The sequence below is a fragment of the Paraburkholderia xenovorans LB400 genome, assembly GCF_000013645.1.
Classification (GTDB): Bacteria; Pseudomonadota; Gammaproteobacteria; order Burkholderiales; family Burkholderiaceae; genus Paraburkholderia; species Paraburkholderia xenovorans.
Window position 1 is genome coordinate 1,077,082 of sequence record NC_007951.1, and the last position, 18,339, is coordinate 1,095,420.

The following is an 18,339-nucleotide window of genomic DNA, read 5'->3' on the forward strand; positions in this document are numbered from 1 at the left end:
ACGCATGACCACGGACGTTTCCGCCCAACCTCCCGCACAGCCGCCCGGCGCTCATCCGCCGGGGCAGCAGCCGCCACCCGAAGGGCCTCCGCCCAGGCGTCGGCTCGGCCGGTTGCTGCTGAAAACGCTCGCGTGGACGGTGGCCGTGGTCGTGTTGTTGCTCGCGTTGGCGGCAGGCTTGCTGTATGGCGCGCTGACCACGGAGCGCGGCACCGCCTACGCGTGGCAGGCGGCGGTGAAGCTGCTGGGCGGCAAGCTGAGCGGCACGCTTGAAAGCGGCGCGCTCGCCAACGGCCTGCAATTGCGGCAGGTGCGCTGGCGCAGCCTCGACGGTAGCGGCACCGATATTCAGATCGACCGCGTGGCGGGCCGCTGGGCGCTCGCGCGCCAACCGTGGCGCTTCACGGTCGACTATCTGCATGTCGGCACAGTGGATGCGCGCATCGGCGCTTCGTCGTCGGGCAGCGGGCCGATGAAGCTGCCGCAAGATCTGCGCTTGCCCATCCAGCTCGACATTCGCGACGTTCAGGTCGACAAACTGTTGCTGCACCAGGGCGCGTCGACGACCGAATTCTCGCGCTTCGTTTTTCATGGACGCAGCGACGGGCGGCATCACGAGGCCGCCATCGAGCGGCTCGACACGCCGTTCGGCGCGGTGACGGCGGCCGCCAGGCTCGACGGCGTGCGGCCGTTTCCGCTGAGCGGGGACATCGGCTATTCGGGCAAGGTCAACAACGAGGCGGTGCAGGTGGGTGGGCATCTGAGCGGCTCGCTGGAGAATCTGATCGCCGAGCTCGATGCGAGCGGCATGAAGCTCGCGGGCCACGCCAGGGTCGAGGCCGAGCCGTTCGGCGACGTGCCTCTGCGGCGCGCCACGCTGACTTTCGATCACATCAACCCGCAGGCATTTTCGCCGGGCGCGCCGCAGGCCGATCTCGCCGTGCGGGCGGAGTTGCAGCCGGTCGGGCAAGGTGTGGCGGGTGCGGACGCGGCGGGAGCGAGCGCCGCGGATACGGCCAGCGCAGCACAGCATGCCATTGCCGCAAGCGGCGGACACAGCGCTCAGCCCCACGCGTCAGGCAAAAGCACTGCCGGTTTTGCGGTCGCCGGCCACGTTTCGATCGTCAACGCCAGGCCCGGCGCGATCGACCAGAACCTGCTGCCGCTGATCGATGCCAAAGCCGACGTGCGGCTCGACGCCGAAACGCAGCGCATCTCGAACCTGAACGTGCGCCTCGTGAAGAGCGCCACGCTCACCGGCGGCGGCGCGCTGAGCGGCAAGCATGGGCAGTTCGATCTGCAGGTCGCCGGGCTCGATCTGAATGCGCTGCAGGCAACGGTGCGGCCCACGCAGCTTTCCGGTCCCATCGGTGTTCGTCTGAACGACGACGTGCAGAGCGTCACGCTCGACCTCGTCGACCCGAAAGCGGCGCTGCGCGCCCAGGGCAAGATTACCTTCGACCCCGCGCGGATGAGTTTCAACGACGTGCGCATCACGTCGGGCAAAGGCCGCATCGATCTGTCCGGCGCACTCAAGCACGACGCGAACTCCACCTACAACCTGAAAGCGCAACTGACCGATTTCGATCCGTTGACGCTCGCTTCGCAGATGCCGTCGCGCACGCCGGTAGCCGGCCCGGCACCGGCGGCGAGCACGGCGAGAAAGAGCGGAACGGCACAGGCCGCGGCGCAAGCCGGCAGTACCGCCGGCGCAAAGAGCGCGGCGCCCGCCGACAAAGCCGCCGCCGCCGTGAAAAACACCGCGAAGGCAGCGGTCAGAGCCGAAGTGGTCCAGCGCAAAACGCCGGCGCCGAAGCGCGGCGCGCCGCCCGCCCGCAAGATCGAGGCGCGCGTGAACGGCACGCTCACCGCGGCCGGCATGCTCGGCCCGGTTTTCACGACCAGGGCCGACTTCAAACTCGGTCCGAGCGTGTACGACGGCCTGCCGCTGACCGGTAGCGGCACGGTCCAACTGGCGGGCTCGCGAATCCTGCCGAGCCGTGCGAACCTCTCGGTGGCGGGCAATCAGGTGGATCTGCAAGGCAGCTTCGGCGCGCGCGGCGACCGGCTGAAGTTTCGCGTCGACGCGCCGGAACTGGAACGCCTCGGCTTCGGTCTGGCGGGACTCGTCGCTGCCGACGGCGATATCACCGGCTCGTTCGCGCATCCGAATGTGGTGCTGAACTACAAGGCGGACAGCGTGGTGTTCAGCAGCAACCGCATCGGCCATGCGGAAGGCCACGCGGAACTGCGCGACGGCGCGAACGGCGCGCTCGTCTTCACCACCGACGCACGCAATGTCAGCACGGGCGGCGTCGATCTGAGCACGCTCACGGCGCGGTTGTCCGGCACGCGCGCCAATCACACGCTGGAGGCGGCGGCCACCGGCAAGCTGCAGGACCGTCCGCTCGATCTCACGCTCGCCGCCAACGGCAAGCTGACCGAAGCGCGCGAAGGCACGCGCTGGGACGGCACGGTCACGCGCTTGCAGAATCGCGGCACGCCGTCGTTCAATCTGGAGTCGCCGCTCGCCGTCAGCGCCGGGCCGCAGCGCCTGACGCTCGGCGCGACGAAGCTCACGCTCGAAGGCGCGGTGCTGAGCCTGAAAACGTTCGCCTTCGACCACGGCAAGATTCAGTCGGCGGGCAGCCTGACTGACATTTCGGCCGTGCGTCTTCAGGATCTGCGGCGCCAGATCACCGGCGAGCCGCCGATCGTCAAAACCGACCTGGTGTTCGACGGCGACTGGGACTTCACGCTCGGCAGCACGGCGAGCGGCCACATCCAGCTGAAGCGCCGTAGCGGCGACGTCACGGTCGAGATCGGCCGGGGCCTCGCTTCCCTGGGCATTTCGGATATCACGGCGCGCGCCGAGTTCAGCGGCGGCAACCGCCTCAACGCCACGGTGCACGCGCAGGCAAGCCGTATCGGCGTGATCGACGCCGACGCGCACACCACGCTGGTCATGCGCGACGGCTTCCTGACCGTGAGCGAAGAGGGCGCGCTCACCGGCAATGTGAACGCCAATGTGCCGTCGCTGAAAACGACCGGCGGCCTGTTCGGTCCGAGCTATCTGCTCGACGGCCACCTCGCGCTCAAGCTCGCGCTCGGCGGCACCGTCGCCAAACCGAATCTGACCGGCTCGCTGCTCGGCGACGGAATTTCCGCGACGATGGTCGACCAGGGCGTGCAATTGAAGGACGGCGTGGTGCGCATCGCGCTCTCGCAGAATCTGGTGGACTTCCAGCAGGTCGAATTCCACGGCGCGAGCGGCACGCTGCGCGCCACCGGGCGCGTGCGTCTGGACGGCGCGCAGCCGGACCTGACCGCGAGCATCGTCGCGGACAAGCTCGAATTGTTCGCGGCGCCGGATCGCAATCTGTCGCTGTCGGGCAGCGCGACCGTGGCGAACGGCGGGACGCTGGGCGGCATGGAGATCAACGGTAAATTCGTGGTCGATCACGCGTTGTTCGACATGCCGGAGCAGTCCGCGCCGAAGCTCGGCGACGACGTGGTGGTGGTGCGCCCCGACGGTTCGGTGGCGGGCGAGCGGCCGCGGCCCGTGGCGGGCACCAACCGGCCGATCGGCCCGTTCGCGCCGCGCGCCAATATCGACATCAACCTGGGCAACAGCTTCCGCTTCCGCGGGCAGGGCGCCGACCTGGGACTGAGCGGCACGATCACCGCCATGAGCGCGCCGAATCTGCCGCTGCGCGCAGTGGGGAACGTGCTTGTCACGCCGGGTTCGACCTATACCGCGTTCGGCCGCAAGCTCAATATCGAGAACGGCTTCTTCACGTTCAACGGTCCGGTGGCCAATCCCGGCATCAACATCCTGGCCATGCGCCGCAACCAGCAGGTCGAGGCGGGCGTGCAGGTCACGGGCACGGTTCAATTCCCGACCGCGAAGCTGGTGTCCGAACCGAACGTGCCGGATAACGAAAAGCTCTCGTGGCTGCTGTTCGGTCATGGCACGGATCAGGGCAACAACCTCGGTCAGCAGAGCACCATGACGACGGCGCTCGCGTTGCTCGGCAGCGCGAGCGGCAAGCGGATCGCGCAGACTTTCGGGCTCGACGAGTTTTCGATCGGACGAAGCGAAGTCGGGCTGACCGATCCGCAGGTGGTGATGGTGTCGAAGGCGATCAACGAGTGGCTCGTGATCGGCTACGAACAGGGGCTGCAGTCGGCGAGCAATGCGATCAAGGCGACAGTCAACCTGACGCGGTACTGGTCGGTTGCGGCTTATGGCGGCACGTTCGACGGCCTCGATCTGCTGTACACGCGGCGCTTCGACCGGATCCGCTGGTGATGTGCGCGATGCGGGCTTGAATCTGCGCGGCCGGGCAAAAAAAGCGCGGCAGAAAACGGCACAGCAAAAAAAACGGCACGACTTTTAAGAGCGTGCCGTTTTTATTCGCGCCTGCAGCGCAAGCCGCCGCGCGCTTTACTTCACGCGCATGCCCGGCTTCGCGCCGCTGTCCGGTTCGAGCACGTAAAGGCCCGGTTCGGCTTTCTCGTCGGTGGCGGAGGCGGCCAGCACCATGCCTTCGGACAGGCCGAACTTCATCTTGCGCGGCGCGAGGTTGGCGACCATGACCGTCAGCTTGCCGACCAGCTGCTCCGGCTGATACGCCGACTTGATACCGGAAAACACGTTGCGGGTTTTCTCTTCGCCGACGTCGAGCGTGAGTTGCAGCAGCTTGTCCGAACCTTCCACCGCCTTGCAGTCGACGATCTTCGCAATGCGCAAATCGATCTTCGCGAAGTCGTCGATCGAGATGATGCCGGGTGTTTCGTCCTTGCCGGCGGCGGCTTTCGCTGCCTTCGACTTGCCCTTGGCGTCGGCCGGCGCGGCTGCTTCCGGCGTGGCTTGCAGCGAGTCGCGATTGGCGGCGAGCAGCGCTTCGATCTGTTTCGGATCGACGCGTGTCATCAGATGCTTGTACGCGTTGATTGGCCGGGTGGAACTGAGCGGCACGTTGGCGTCCGCCCACACCAGCGGTTGGATGGCGAGGAAGCCTTCGACCGCTTCGGCGAGCTTCGGCAGCACTGGCTTCAGCGCCAGCGACAGCAGGCGGAACGCCTCGATGCTCACGCTGCACGTTTCATGCAGCGCGACGCCGTTCGCCGGGTCTTTGGCCTGATCCCACGGCTTGGCGGTGTCGACGTATGCGTTCACCGCGTCGGCCAGTTCCATGGTCTGGCGCAGCGCGCGGTTGTACTCGCGGGCTTCGTAGTTCGCGGCGATTTGCGGCACGGCGGCGCGCAGCGAGGCGAGCAGCGGATGCTGCATCGCGCTGTCCTGCACGCGGCCGTCGAAGCGCTTGATCAGGAAGCCGGCCGCGCGGCTCGCGATGTTCACGTATTTGCCGACCAGATCGCTATTGACGCGCGCCTGGAAGTCGTCGAGGTTCAGGTCGAGGTCTTCCATCGTGCTGTTCAGCTTGGCCGCGAAGTAATAGCGCAGCCATTCCGGATTCAGGCCCGTCTCGATCACGCTCTGCGCGGTGATGAAGGTGCCGCGCGACTTCGACATCTTCGCGCCGTCCACGGTCAGGAAACCGTGCGCGAACACGTTGGTCGGCGTGCGGTGGCCCGAAAACTCGAGCATGGCCGGCCAGAACAGCGTGTGGAAATACAGAATGTCCTTGCCGATGAAGTGATACTGCTCGGCCTTCGAACCCTTGCGAACCCACGCGTCGAAATCGAGGCCGCGTTTTTCGGCGAGGTTCTTGAAGCTCGCGTAGTAGCCGACCGGCGCGTCCAGCCACACATAGAAATACTTGCCCGGCGCGCCCGGAATTTCGAAACCGAAATACGGCGCGTCGCGCGAGATGTCCCAGTCGGCGAGCTTGGCTTCGCCGGCGTCGCCGAGCCATTCGCGCATCTTGTTGGTGGCTTCGGGCTGCGCCAGACCGCCCACCCATGCGCGCAGGAAATTTTCGCAACGCGGATCGGAGAGACGGAAGAAATAGTGTGTCGAGGTCTTGCGAACCGGCGTGGCGCCCGAGACGACCGAGTACGGATTGATCAGCTCGGTGGGCAGATACGTTGAACCGCACACTTCGCAGCTGTCGCCGTACTGGTCTTTCGCGCCGCATTTCGGACATTCGCCCTTGATGAAGCGATCCGGCAGGAACATTTCCTTGACTGGGTCATACGCCTGTTCGATGTCGCGCGCGTCGATCAGGCCTGCTTCCTTTAGCGCCAGATAGACGTTTTCGCTGAGAACGCGGTTCTCTTCGGAGTCGGTCGAATAGTAATTGTCGAACGAAATCCCGAAGCTGTCGAAGTCGCGCTTGTGTTCCTGCCAGACGCGGTCGATCAGCTGCTTCGGCGTGAGACCTTCTTTCTCCGCGCGCAGCATGACGGGCGTGCCGTGCGTGTCGTCGGCGCCCACGTAGTAGACCTCGTGTCCGTGCATTCGCAACGTCCGGACCCAGATGTCCGTCTGGATATATTCGACCAGATGGCCAATATGGATTTGCCCGTTCGCATAGGGAAGGGCCGACGTGACGAGAATCTGGCGACGGCCTGACGGCGCGCCTGCGGAGAGGTCGGTTGCGGGTGCTGACATAAGGATGGTGGGAGCCTGCGGTGGGACGAAACGTTGATTCTAGCAGGGCAGGCGCCCGGCGCGGGGCGGGCCGCGTGGGGCGCGGCGCGAGTCGTTGCGGGCCGGACGGTGCGTAAACCGGGCGCCCAAAAAAAACCGGGGTTATTAACCCCGGAGCAACAACGACAAGAGGAGAATGGTGACGCGGCGGCTTCGCCAGCCACGTACCGTAAAGACAGACAGCGGATTTTCCACAGAGTTCGAAATTTTTTTCGTTCCCGTGCGAGATTCCAGTTCTCCGCCTTTCACGGTTTTCTGGAGCGTCACGGTCGCCGGCGATGCAGCCCCGGCGACCGGCTTTCCCAATCTCCCCAGGTTCTGTCTTTATTGCGTGGCGTGCTGAGCCGTGGCGCGCAGATAGATTTCTACGCGACGGTTCGCGGCGCGGCCGGCTTCGGTATTGTTGTCGGCGATCGGCTGGGTTTGGCCCATGCCTTGTGCCGACAGACGCTGCGGCGCGACGCCGCGCTGGCCCAGGTAGCCGGTCACGCTTTCCGCACGGTTGACCGACAGCGTCTGGTTGTACGCCGGCTGGCCCGTGCTGTCCGTGTGGCCGACCACTTGAGCGATCAGCTCCGGATTCTGCTGCATGGTCTGCGCCAGCTGGTCCAGCACTGGCGCGAACGACGGCTTGACCGCGTAGCTGTTGGTGTCGAACGTGACCGAGCTCGGAATGTTCAGCTTGAGCGAGCCGTCCGGCTGTTCGGTGATCTGCGTGCCGGTGCCCTTGGTGGCGCCCGACAGCTTGTTGTGAATGGCCTGCCAGTTATAGCCGGTGATGCCGCCCACCGCCGCGCCGACGCCCGCGCCGATCGCCGCGCCCTTGCCGCCGCCGAAGATGGCGCCCAGCGCCGCGCCGGTGCCGGCACCGACGCCCGTGCCTACGGCCGTGTTGGTGCCCTGTTGGGTGGCGCAACCTGCCAGCAGCGAACCGGCAACGGCAAAGACGGCCAGGCGAGTCATGATTTTTGCATTCATTTTTGAGTCCTCTTGAGTGAAGCTAGTCAGGCAGATAAGGCGGCGACAAGCGACAAATCTATACGGTGAACATGACGGCAGTAAAGCCGCCGGCTCGATAATACGAGAAGTCCTACGCCTTATTCAGCCTCGGTCCGACAGTGAAGAAGGGTCTTCCGGCAGGGCGTGGCGCCAACCACTACAATAATGGCTAAGCACGCAGCGATGCGGCCCCATTGCGTTCCGCCTGCCCGAAGGGTGCCCGGCACGCCGGGTTTTCGCAATGCTGTCTAACAATTTCTTTCAAATTCCGGCGCGTGGCGGAGACTTCGATTCCACCGCGCCGCGAGTGTTCCCCACGGAGTGTCAATGAGTATCGATCGGGCTTTGGTCGACGCTGCCCTCGCAGCCGTCGCTGACCCCAACACCGGCCTACCGTACGCGGCGGCCAAAAATATCAAGAACGTCGCGGTGCAGGATGACACGGTCAGCGTCGAGGTGGTACTCGGCTATCCGGCCATGCGCCAATTCGACGCGATCCGCGCGCAATTTTCAGACGCGCTGCGCGCCGTGCCCGGCGTGGCCGACGCGCGTGTCCAGGTATCGCAGCAGATCGCGGCGCATACCGTGCAGCGCGGCGTGAAACTGTTGCCGAACGTCAAGAATATCGTCGCGGTGGCGTCGGGCAAGGGCGGCGTCGGCAAGAGCACGACGGCCGTGAACCTCGCGCTGGCGCTGGCGAGCGAAGGCGCCTCCGTCGGCATTCTCGACGCCGACATCTACGGTCCGTCGCTGCCGATGATGCTGGGTATCGTCGGCCGCCCCGAGTCGCCGGACGAGAAGTCGATGAATCCGATGACCGGTCACGGCCTGCAGGCCAACTCGATCGGCTTCCTGATCGAGCAGGACAACCCGATGGTGTGGCGCGGCCCAATGGCCACTTCCGCGCTGGAACAGCTGCTGCGGCAGACCAACTGGCACGATCTCGACTATCTGATCGTCGACATGCCGCCGGGCACTGGCGACATTCAGTTGACCCTGTCGCAACGCGTGCCGGTCACGGGCGCCGTGATCGTCACGACGCCGCAGGACATCGCGCTGCTCGACGCGAAGAAGGGCCTCAAGATGTTCGAAAAGGTCGGCATTCCGATTCTCGGCATTGTCGAGAACATGGGCACGCATATCTGCTCGAACTGCGGCCATGAAGAGCATATCTTCGGCGCCGGCGGCGGCGAGCGCATGGGCAAGGAATACGGCGTCGACGTGCTCGGCAGCCTGCCGCTCGACATCGCGATCCGCGAGCAGGCCGACTCGGGCAAGCCGACCGTGGTGGCGGACCCGGAGGGGCGCATCGCCGAGATTTACCGGTCGATCGCGCGCAAGGTGGCGATCCATATCGCCGAGCGGGCCCGCGACATGACGTCGAAGTTTCCGAACATCGTCGTGCAGAACACCTGAGAAAACGCCGGGCCGCCCCAAGTTTTCTCGCCCCCCTCGGGGGGTGCCCCTATGTGGTTCGTCAAGCGTTAGGGGCGGATTTCGGTTGATAGAAGGCGCCGTCGCGGAGCATCGCGAACAGCACGTCGCAGCGTCGTCTGGCAAGAGCAATGAGCGCCTGATTGTGGCGCTTGCCCTGCTGGACCTTGCGAGCGTAGTAGTCCCTTGAGACCGGGTCCCGCAACGCGGCAAAGGCAGAGAGGAAGAGCGCTCTCTTGAGCACCTTGTTGCCCCGCCTGGATGGATGTTCGCCCCGGATGGACGAACCCGAGCGTCGTGTGACCGGGGCGAGGCCGGCATAGGCGGCAAGATGGGCGGCTGAAGCAAAGGCTTTGTGAGCGACTTCAGTGAGGAGTCTGGCGGCGGTCCTGACGCCGACTCCCGGCATGCTGGTCAGGACCGGCCAAAGAGGGTGTGCGTGCACTAGGCGTTCAACTTCGCTGGCAACCTCGTCGCGTTGTTTGCGCAAAGACGCGAGTTGTTGGGCCAGACGCGGCATGACGATGGTTGCTGCCTGCGTACCGGGTACGATCACAGCCTGTTCGCTGAGCGCCTGAACGATTTCGGTAGCAAGGCTTTTGCCCATGCGAGGTGCAAGTTTGGTGAGGCGGTTGGCGAGTGTTTTCTCGCTGGTCGCGGCAAGCTCGGCGGGCGACGGGTACCGCTCAAGCAGATCGAGCACGGCCGGGTGGTCGAGGCGCGGCCCCAGAACCCGTTCCAGCGCGGGATGAATCTGGGTAAGCAGGCCGCGAATGCGGTTGCTGGTCTGCGTGATCTGTGCGGCGAGATCGTCGTCGAAGCCGCACAGCATGGTGAGTTCGGCGAGTGGTTCGTCAGCCAGTCGAAGTGACCGCAGCGTATGCGGCATTGAGCGAGCGGCTTCAGCAATGATGGCGGCATCGCGGGCATCGGTCTTGGCTTCACCAGCGTGCAGGTCAGCGATGCGGCGCATAGCCAGACCCGGTAGATATGCGACCAGAACACCTTCATCACGGGCGACTGCCACGGGCAACGCGCCGATGGTGGCGGGCTGATCGACGACGAACAGGAGTTGGCCGTGCGTCTTGAGTTCGGTGATGAGGGCGCGCAGCTTGGCCTCATCGTTGGGCAGCGCCTTGTTGTAAAGGCGCTTTCCGGTCCGATCGAGGGCGACGGCGTGATGATGGCCTTTGCCGACATCGACGCCGACGAATACATCGACAGAGCTATGTTGTTGGTTTTCTTGCATCGAAGGCTTTGCAGGTTGAACGGTTTGGCCTGCAACATCGGTGGCAAGTCTCGGCATCCACGTTACGGACGGCCTCAAGATATCCTGGCCGAGCCCCTATTAGCGATCACCAGCCACCCACCAGGCCCGGTGACAACACCCCCCGGATCATGACTGCGACTGGGGGCGGGAATCATGCCGGGCCTGGCTGGCCAAATCCTCCATTATCGAGGAGTGAAGATAGTAACGGGGCTGGCGCGTAGCGACAGATTGGGGGGCGCTTCTGGAACGCCGGGCCGCCCCAAGTTTTCTCGCCCCCCTCGGGGGGGGCTGGCGCGTAGCGACAGATGGGGGGCGCTTCTGGAACGCCGGGCCGCCCTCGCGGGCCGGCGCGCGGCGACAGGTCGGGACCGCTCCCGATAGCCGTTCGGACAAGGGGTCAACGCGTCTTTTTGCGCCTGGTCTCGCGGTATCATGTCGACTTCACAAGTTCGGCTCGGCGGCCGCAGGGGCGGCCACCAGGCCGGCAAGAGGATCGCATGGGAAAACGAATCGACGGGCAGGCGGTGCATGCGTTCATCGTCCTGGCTGCCACCAGTGTGCTGTTATGCGGCTGTAGCGCGTTCCTGAGACCACAGGAAAAACGCGCCGACGCTCAGTTGCTGCCCACCGTGGGCAATCAGGCGCGCGGCCTCGTCACGTTCATCGAGCGCTCGGACGGCGTGCAGGTCACCTACAATCTTGCGGGCATGCCGCCCAATAGCGACCACGCGCTGCAAGTGCACGAGCGCGGCGACTGCAACGCCGCCGACGGCTCCAGCGCCGGCCAGGTGTTCTCGCCGGCCGCCGAGCGCCTGAAAACCGGCGCGCGGGTCGAAGGCGATCTCGGCAACATTCACGCGGACGCGAACGGCGTGGCCACGGGCTTCATCGTCGCGCCGGACGTTTCCCTCGACGGCATCCGCTCGGTATTGCAGCGCGCGGTGCTGCTGCATCACGACGCGACCGATCCATACGCCTATCCGCAGCATGGCGCGGGCCCCGCGCTCGCATGCGGATTGATCCGCCAATGAGCGGCGCGCGCACCGCGTGTTCGTGGGCGCAGCAGCTCGCCGGCATTCGGCCAGGCGGCGTTCAGCAAGAGGCGGGTCACAAGACCGTTCTCAACCCTACCTGCGGCAGCATGCTCACGATCGCGTAAAATGAGCGCCTTTCGTTCGGCTGCCCCTTCAGAGCGACCGGTCCGCCTTGCAGGCGGGACACTGCTCAGTCAAAGGGGCATAGGGCGCCCGAACGGCGCGCCGCCTGTCCCGCACCCCGAAGTCAGCGCAACGCAGGCGCGCAGTTAGCCAAGAGTGGCCCGGCACTTGCCGGGTTGTTATCCGTCACACCCCTGTCATTCACGTCGAGCAGCGTTCACCTATGACTATCAAATCCGACAAGTGGATCCGGCGTATGGCCGAGTCGCACAAGATGATCGAGCCGTTCGCGCCCGATCAGGTTCGCGTCTCGGAAGACGGCCGGAAGATTGTCAGCTACGGCACGTCGAGCTATGGCTACGACATCCGCTGCGCCGACGAATTCAAGATCTTCACGAACATCAACTCGACCATCGTCGACCCGAAGAACTTCGACGAGAAATCGTTCGTCGACTTCAAGGGCGACGTCTGCATCATCCCGCCAAATTCGTTCGCGCTCGCGCGCACGGTCGAGTATTTCCGCATTCCGCGCAGCGTCCTGACCGTGTGTCTGGGCAAGTCCACGTATGCGCGTTGCGGGATCATTGTCAACGTGACGCCGTTCGAACCGGAATGGGAAGGGCACGTCACGCTCGAATTCTCGAATACGACACCTTTGCCTGCGAAAATTTACGCGAACGAAGGCGTCGCCCAGGTGCTGTTTTTCGAAAGCGACGAGATTTGTGAAACGTCGTACGCGGATCGCGGCGGCAAATATCAAGGCCAGCACGGCGTCACGTTGCCGAGAACGTGACGGCCGCAGCGTACTGAACCACCAGGCATACCGGGTGACCGCTGCAATTGACAGAATGCAGCGGTCGTTCTTTTTGGAGAATCGCCCATGAAGTTTCGTTTTCCCGTCGTCATCATCGACGAAGATTTCCGCTCCGAGAACATCTCGGGTTCCGGCATCCGGGCTCTGGCCGAAGCCATCGAGAAAGAAGGCGCGGAAGTGCTCGGGTTGACGAGCTACGGCGATCTGACTTCGTTCGCGCAGCAGTCGAGCCGCGCCTCGTGCTTCATCCTTTCGATCGACGATGACGAGCTGCTGCCGTACGTCGATAACGTGGTGGTGGAAGGCGAGACGCCGGAACTGGCCGCCGCGATCGTCGCGCTGCGCGCGTTCGTGACCGAAGTGCGCCGCCGCAACGCCGACATTCCGATCTTCCTGTACGGCGAAACGCGCACCTCGCGCCACCTGCCGAACGACATCCTGCGCGAACTGCACGGCTTCATCCACATGTTCGAGGACACGCCGGAGTTCGTCGCGCGCCATATCATCCGCGAGACCAAGGTGTATCTGGATTCGCTCGCACCGCCGTTCTTCAAGGAACTGGTGCAGTACGCGGAAGAAGGCTCGTACTCGTGGCACTGTCCGGGCCACTCGGGCGGCGTCGCGTTCCTGAAGAGCCCGCTCGGCCAGATGTTCCACCAGTTCTTCGGCGAGAACATGCTGCGCGCGGACGTGTGCAATGCCGTCGACGAACTTGGCCAGTTGCTGGACCACACGGGCCCTGTCGCGGCTTCCGAACGCAATGCGGCGCGCATCTTCAGCGCGGACCACGTGTTCTTCGTGACCAACGGCACGTCCACGTCGAACAAGATCGTCTGGCACGGCACGGTAGCGCCGGGCGACATCGTGCTGGTGGACCGCAACTGCCACAAGTCGATCCTGCACGCGATCACCATGACCGGCGCGATTCCGGTGTTCCTCACGCCGACGCGCAACAACTTCGGCATCATCGGGCCGATTCCGCGCAGCGAGTTCGAGCCGGAAAACATCAAGAAGAAGATCCTCGCGAACCCGTTCGCGCGCGAAGCGCTCGCTAAGAATCCGGACCTCAAGCCGCGCATCCTGACCATCACGCAAAGCACGTACGACGGCGTAATCTACAACGTCGAGATGATCAAGGAAATGCTCGGCGACTGGCTCGACACGCTGCACTTCGACGAAGCCTGGCTGCCGCACGCTGAATTCCACGAGTTCTATCAGGACATGCACGCAATCGGCGCGGGCCGTCCGCGTATTGGTGCGATGGTGTTCGCCACGCACTCCACGCACAAGCTGCTGGCCGGCATTTCGCAGGCTTCGCAGATCGTCGTGCAGGATTCGAAGAACAGCCGCTTCGACAAGCATCGTTTCAATGAAGCGTATCTGATGCACACGTCGACCAGCCCGCAGTACGCGATCATCGCCTCGTGCGACGTGGCCGCGGCCATGATGGAAGCGCCGGGCGGCACCGCGCTCGTCGAAGAGTCGATCGCGGAGGCGTTGGACTTCCGCCGCGCAATGAGCAAGGTCGACGCCGAATACGGCGACGACTGGTTCTTCAAGGTGTGGGGCCCAGACCAGTTCGCCGAAGAAGGCATCGGCTCGCGCGAAGACTGGATGCTGCGTCCGAACGATCCGTGGCACGGTTTCGGACCGCTCGCCGACGGCTTCAACATGCTCGACCCGATCAAGGCGACCATCGTTACGCCGGGTCTGGATATGGACGGCGGCTTCGGCGAGTCGGGCATTCCGGCCGCGATCGTCACGAAGTATCTGGCCGAGCACGGCATCATCGTCGAGAAGACCGGGCTGTATTCGTTCTTCATCATGTTCACGATCGGCATCACCAAGGGCCGCTGGAATTCGATGGTCACCGAACTGCAGCAGTTCAAGGACGACTACGACAACAACCAGCCGCTGTGGCGCGTGCTGCCCGAGTTCGTCTCGCATCATCCCATGTACGAACGTGTGGGTTTGCGCGATCTGTGCGAGCAGATTCACAGCGTCTACCGCGCGAACGACATTGCGCGCCTGACGACCGAGATGTACCTGTCGAGCATGGAACCGGCCATGAAGCCGTCCGATGCGTTCGCCAAGCTCGCGCACCGCGAGATCGACCGCGTGCCTATCGACGAACTGGAAGGCCGCGTCACGTCGATCCTGCTGACGCCGTATCCGCCGGGCATTCCGCTGCTGATCCCGGGCGAGCGCTTCAACAGGACCATCGTCAACTATCTGCGTTTCGCGCGCGAGTTCAACGAGCGCTTCCCGGGTTTCCACACGGACATCCACGGGCTGGTCGGCGAAACGATCAACGGACGCATCGAATACTTCGTCGATTGCGTTCGCGCCTGACCATGCGGCGAGCGAAGTCCCCGCTGTGGGCCAGCGGCCCGCAGCGCGCGTTCTGCGTGCTGGCGCTGGCTGCGGCGGTGGTGTTCGGCGCGGCGTCGTTGCCGGCGCATGCCGAAGTCGCCGCCGCCGATCCGATCGATGCGTCCATGCGCGCTTGCCTCGCGCGCAGCGACATGTCGTCGACAGCGGGGCAGGTGCAGTGCATGGACAACGCGCGGATCGGCTGGAGAACTGCGCTGGACAACGCGTGGCAGCAGCTTCAGCAGAAGGTGCCGCCCGCGCGGCGCAAGCAGTGGGAAAAGAGCCAGGCGAGCTGGCAGGCGTCGCGCGATGCCGAGAAGCCGCTGCTCGCTGCCGTGTTCGCCACTACGCGCGGTTCCATGTACGTGCTCGCCGAAGCCGACATGCAGTTGCAGCCGGTGCGCGACCGGGCGCTCGCGCTGCGCAGCGCGGTCGCGAAGGCGAGCGCCGGCGGCGATCCACCGCGCCGGGTGCGTGCCTGCAGCGCGGACGCGCAGTGCGAACACGCCATGTTCGATCTGAACCGCTATTACCACCGCTTGCAGTCGAAGATGCCGGTACGCACGCGTGCGACGCTGACGCGCGCGCAGAAAGCGTGGACCGCATATCTGAACGCCACGACGCCGGTTGTCGACGAGCGCGGCCGCATCGATATCATCGGTGCGCGGGTGGCGACGCTCAAGCGTTTGTCGGAAACCGTCGGCAATAGCTGAGCGTGCCGTGAGCGGCGTGCTTCGGGCGAAGCACGCTCAATTGAGTATGTAGCCTTCCGCTTCCGGGCTCGGCAGCGGCAGAGCCGGTTCGCCGAGCAGGTCGCGCATGGCGTCCTCGATCACCACCGACATCATGTGAAGCGCGAGGTCGTTGTCGTCGGTGCCGAAAGGCTCTTCGATCTGCGACGCGATGGCTTCGTGCGCCATGAACGTGTACGCCACGAACACCGCGAAAACGGGCGTAAAGATGCCGATGCTGTCCACCAGTCCGAACGGCAACGACGCGCAGAAGAAGTACACCGTGCGGTGAATCATCACCGAATATGCGAACGGCAGCGGCGTAGAAGCAATGCGCTCGCAGCCGCCGATCACATCCGAAATACCATTCAGATTCCGGTCGAAGGCGATGACCGCCATCGGATCGATCTCGCCTGCCCGGGCGTGGCGTTGCACCCATTCGCCGAGATAGAGCATCAAGGCGGCCGGCTTGTACCGCGACGCCATGACGCGCTCGAAGAGGGCTTGCGGTAGCCGTGCGGCGAGGTCTTCGCGCGGATCGCTCCTGCGAAGCTGATGACGCAGCGCGTGAGGAAGGGCGCCGAGCACCGTGAAAAACTCCTTGACGTCTTCTTCCGGCAACGGCCGGACCGGCAACGTGAGCACCTGGCGAGTGAGCGAGCGCGACTCGTTGAGCAACTGGCCCCAGAGCTTGCGGGCTTCCCACCAGCGGTCGTAACTGGCGTTGTTCCTGAAGCCGAGAAACACCGCGAGCGCAATGCCTATCAGGGAGAAGGGCGCGGTGGTGTTGAGATTCAGCGAGATCGGCAGAAGGTGGTCGTGGGCCGCTACGGCCACGATCGAAATGCAGAAGATCAGGAAGAGCCGCGGCAGCAATTGCGGAAGGACTGAGCCTCGCCAGGCGAGCAGCATGCGGAACCAATGGAGATGCGGGCGGATGATCATCGGGGGTGGTTTTCTTGCCTGAAGCAGCGGGGGTTCTATTATCGCTTTTTTGTGTTTTCGGTCCCGCCGCTCAGATTCGCTCAAACTCCCAGACAAACCGCCCCGGCCGCAACGATCACGCATGCGAGCCAGCGCTTCGCGCTCACCGCTTCCCGCAGAAACACCCGCCCGATCAGCACCGCGAACACCACGCTGGTCTCGCGCAACGCCGATACCGCGCCCATCGCGCCCGACTGCATCGCCCAGATCACGATGCCGTACGCCGCGATCGACACGAGACCGCCGGCGAGCGATGAGCCCACTGCCATTGGCGCGGCCCGTACCGGTCTCCACAGCGCCGCGAGTCCGCGCTTCGCGACGAACAGCAACGGCATCAGCCAGTAGAACAGGAACATCCACGCGGTGTAGGTGAGCGACCGGCCTTCGGATACGCGTACGCCGATGCCGTCGATCACGGTGTAGAGCGCGATCGTCGCACCGGTCGTCAGCGCGGCCAGCGCACCCGCGCGCGATACGCGCCCGCCCTGCAGCGCGATCGCGATGATGCCGCCCGATATCATCGCGACGCCGAGCGCGTGCAGGGGGCCGATCGCCTCGTGCGCGAAAAGCGCGGCGCCGAGCGTGACGAGCAGCGGCGACGAGCCGCGCGCGATGGGATACGCCTGCGCCAGATCGCTGCGCCGGTATGCCCGCACGAGAGTCATGTTGTAGACGATATGCAGGAGCCCCGAGACGACGATATACGGCCACGCCGCGCCGGCCGGCCACGGCGTGAAGAGGACCACGAAGCTGGAGACCGTTGCGATGGCGATGCTCATCCACGTCATGGACAGGAAACGGTCGCGGTTGCCGTGAAGCATCGCGTTCCAGCTGGCGTGGAGCAGGGCGGCAAGCAGAACGAGACCGCCGGTATAGCTGAGCATGGGCCTCCGGGCCGGGAAGGGTGAAGAGGTGCGGGAGGCGACACCCCGCGCGTGCGGTGTCGGCTATCAGCACTACAAGCAGGATATCTATCTTGTCGCCCGCCAACAAACGAGTTAAATTGGGTCTTCGCGTTAGATAAACTCTTGTGAATGAAACGGGTATTGCCTCCGCTCAACGCATTGCGAGCCTTCGAGGCCGCAGGCCGGCTCGGCAGCTTCAAGGAAGCGGCGGCCGAATTGCACGTGACTCATGGAGCGGTGAGTCAGCAGGTGCGGCTGCTCGAGGAATGGCTGGGCGCACCGCTATTCGAGCGGCACAACCGGCGCGTGGTGCTCACCGCGGCGGCGAAGGCCTATCTGGGAGAAATCGGCCCACTGTTCGAGCAGTTGTCGCAGGCAACCGCGAGATATGGTTTTCCGGAGACGGTCTCCCGCACACTTTCTGTGAATGCGCCGGCTACCTTCACATTGCGCTGGCTGGTGCCGAGACTGGCGAAGTTCCGCGCCGGGCACCCGGACGTGGACGTGAAGGTGGAGACGTCGAACGAGTCGGCGGAGAGCCTGAAAGATGTCTACGACATCGTTATCCGGGGTGGTCCCGACACGTTCTACGGCTACTCGATGCGGCCTTTCCTGTCCGAGGAACGGCTGCCGGTCTGTAGTCCGGCGCTGTTGCAGCGACAGCCGCTTCGCACACCCGACGATCTGCGCCAGCATACGTTGCTGCACACGTCGAGCCTTCCGCGGCTGTGGCCCGACTGGCTGGCGAGCGCGAAGATTCCCGCACTCAGGCCGGCCGCCGCTCTGACCTTCGATCATTTCTATCTGACGTTGCAAGCCGCCATCGACGGGATAGGCATTGCGATGGGACCGACCGCGCTGGTTTCCGACGATCTCGCGGCCGGCCGGCTCGTCGCGCCGTTCGCCGGCCCTCGTCTGCCGTCGCGGAGCTATTGCACGTATGTTCCGGATGGAAAGTCCGCGGATGACCTGGTCGCGCTGTTCCGCGCATGGCTCGAACGCGAAGGGATGCGCTTACCGGCGGAGACCAACCCCTGACCGGAAACGCAGCCC

12 protein-coding genes are annotated in these 18,339 nt (G+C 64.6%); 7 read left to right on the forward strand and 5 right to left on the reverse strand.

Features of this window, described 5'->3' with window-relative positions:
- Positions 1–4 precede the first annotated feature (4 nt).
- The gene (locus tag BXE_RS04695; protein WP_011487258.1) at positions 5–4,312 is read left to right on the forward strand and encodes a translocation/assembly module TamB domain-containing protein; all 4,308 of its coding nucleotides are present in this window, start codon (positions 5–7) and stop codon (positions 4,310–4,312) included.
- A gap of 135 nt (positions 4,313–4,447) precedes the next feature.
- Here BXE_RS04695 and metG read toward each other — a convergent pair whose 3' ends face one another.
- Positions 4,448–6,580: a methionine--tRNA ligase gene (gene metG, locus BXE_RS04700; protein ID WP_011487259.1), complete on the reverse strand. Its 2,133-nt coding sequence runs from the start codon at positions 6,578–6,580 to the stop codon at positions 4,448–4,450.
- Positions 6,581–6,943: 363 nt separating this feature from the next.
- Positions 6,944–7,597, reverse strand: coding sequence for an OmpA family protein (locus tag BXE_RS04705; RefSeq protein WP_007175919.1), 654 nt, complete (start codon positions 7,595–7,597; stop codon positions 6,944–6,946).
- Positions 7,598–7,945: 348 nt separating this feature from the next.
- On the opposite strand from BXE_RS04705, the gene apbC reads away from it, so the two are divergent.
- Entirely contained in the window at positions 7,946–9,034 is a 1,089-nt protein-coding gene (gene apbC, locus BXE_RS04710) for an iron-sulfur cluster carrier protein ApbC (protein WP_011487260.1), read from the forward strand.
- 61 nt (positions 9,035–9,095) lie between these two features.
- On the opposite strand, the gene BXE_RS04715 is transcribed toward apbC, so the two are convergent.
- Positions 9,096–10,301: an IS110 family transposase gene (locus tag BXE_RS04715; protein WP_038456767.1), complete on the reverse strand. Its 1,206-nt coding sequence runs from the start codon at positions 10,299–10,301 to the stop codon at positions 9,096–9,098.
- Positions 10,302–10,819: 518 nt separating this feature from the next.
- Here BXE_RS04715 and BXE_RS04720 point away from each other — a divergent pair.
- From BXE_RS04720 to BXE_RS04735, 4 genes are all read left to right on the forward strand, one after another.
- Positions 10,820–11,353: a superoxide dismutase family protein gene (locus BXE_RS04720; RefSeq protein WP_007175917.1), complete on the forward strand. Its 534-nt coding sequence runs from the start codon at positions 10,820–10,822 to the stop codon at positions 11,351–11,353.
- A gap of 349 nt (positions 11,354–11,702) precedes the next feature.
- On the forward strand, positions 11,703–12,272 hold the full coding sequence (gene dcd / locus BXE_RS04725) for a dCTP deaminase (RefSeq protein WP_007175915.1): 570 nt from the start codon (positions 11,703–11,705) through the stop codon (positions 12,270–12,272).
- Between the two features lie 87 nt (positions 12,273–12,359).
- Complete coding sequence (locus BXE_RS04730; protein WP_011487262.1) at positions 12,360–14,645, forward strand: arginine/lysine/ornithine decarboxylase; 2,286 nt, start codon at positions 12,360–12,362, stop codon at positions 14,643–14,645.
- Positions 14,646–14,647: 2 nt separating this feature from the next.
- A complete protein-coding gene (locus BXE_RS04735) occupies positions 14,648–15,379 on the forward strand; it encodes a lysozyme inhibitor LprI family protein (protein WP_011487263.1) in 732 nt (243 codons plus the stop codon).
- 36 nt (positions 15,380–15,415) lie between these two features.
- Here BXE_RS04735 and BXE_RS04740 read toward each other — a convergent pair whose 3' ends face one another.
- Both BXE_RS04740 and BXE_RS04745 read right to left on the reverse strand, forming a co-directional pair.
- The gene (locus BXE_RS04740; RefSeq protein WP_011487264.1) at positions 15,416–16,342 is read right to left on the reverse strand and encodes a bestrophin family protein; all 927 of its coding nucleotides are present in this window, start codon (positions 16,340–16,342) and stop codon (positions 15,416–15,418) included.
- 80 nt (positions 16,343–16,422) lie between these two features.
- Entirely contained in the window at positions 16,423–17,265 is an 843-nt protein-coding gene (locus BXE_RS04745) for a DMT family transporter (protein ID WP_011487265.1), read from the reverse strand.
- 150 nt (positions 17,266–17,415) lie between these two features.
- On the opposite strand from BXE_RS04745, the gene gcvA reads away from it, so the two are divergent.
- Positions 17,416–18,324: a transcriptional regulator GcvA gene (gene gcvA / locus BXE_RS04750; protein ID WP_011487266.1), complete on the forward strand. Its 909-nt coding sequence runs from the start codon at positions 17,416–17,418 to the stop codon at positions 18,322–18,324.
- Positions 18,325–18,339 lie beyond the last annotated feature (15 nt).